The following is a 1069-nucleotide window of genomic DNA, read 5'->3' as shown; positions in this document are numbered from 1 at the left end:
TCACGGCCAGCATCCGGGCGCGGGGCCCCAGGCTCCACACCGTCGCCATGTTCATGAGCACCACGAAAACGGCGAGCGGCGTCCACAGCGGGGAGGGCGTGATCGGCAGCCCGAGGGAGGCCAGCAGCGTCAGCAGGACCACGTGCGCGACGATCGTCAGGACGGACAGGACCAGCCCGAACTGCTGGCGCCAGTACACCCACTTCATGTGCCAGGGCATGCGCCACCCGTAGGCCTGGAGGTTCCTCAGCGCACCGAGGTACCACCGGTCGCGCTGCTGCCATAGGGCCTTCGCGGTCTCCATGACGTCGGTGGTGGTCGTCATCTCGACCGGGGAGAGACAGCGGTAGCCGCAGGTGAGCATGGCCAGGGTGAGCTCGTTGTCCTCGGTGAGGCTGTGGGTGTCGTAGTAGCCGGCCCCGGCCGGCAGGACGTCCCCGTCCCGGGCCGCTCGGATCGTCTCCAGCGCGTCGACGCTGAGCAGCGCGCCGGTGCCGCTGAGCACGAACGCCCGCTCCCCGCGTCGCGTGATCTCCCGCCGGTACCGGTGGTACTCCATCCGCTGCAGCATCCCCAGGGAGGTCGAGGACGGCCGGCCGATGAACGCCCCACCGACGCCGCCGACGGTGCCGGTCAGGAGCCGATCGGCAACCTCGATGAAGGTCTGCGAGAGCGTGGTGTCGGCGTCCATGACCAGCAGTGCATCCTCGCCGCCCAGCAGCGGCATCACGAAGTCGAGAGCCAGGTTCAGGGCGCCGGCCTTCTTGTCACAGTTGGGCTCAGCGAGGAACACCAGTGCCCCGTGCTCCTGGGCGACTTCTTCTGTGCCGTCGGTGCAGTTGTTGGCGACCACGATCGTGACGACGGGGCACAGGGACTGCGCGGCGACGCTCGCGATGGTCGCACCGATGCTCTCGGCCTCGTTGTAGGCCGGGATGAGGGCCACGATGCGGCGTCCACTCGTGTCAGCGGAGATCAGCTGGCGTATTTCTTGTGAGTCATCCTCAAACGATTTTATCGGGGCAGAAGGGCTTAGCAGAAGGTCGGTCGTGACAGACAAGGGATGTGC

At 67.4% G+C, this 1069-nt stretch carries 1 protein-coding gene; it reads right to left on the bottom strand.

The window, feature by feature from the left end:
• Window positions 1–946, bottom strand: a 946-nt coding sequence (locus tag ACT3T9_RS18840) for a glycosyltransferase (protein ID WP_444607304.1), incomplete at its 3' end; no start/stop codon positions are given.
• Window positions 947–1069 lie beyond the last annotated feature (123 nt).

It is taken from the genome of Brachybacterium sp. AOP29-B2-41, assembly GCF_052378395.1.
In the GTDB taxonomy this organism is placed as follows: domain Bacteria; phylum Actinomycetota; class Actinomycetes; order Actinomycetales; family Dermabacteraceae; genus Brachybacterium.
The sequence above is the reverse complement of the archived record's forward strand: the minus strand, read 5'-3'. Positions and strand labels throughout refer to the sequence as shown.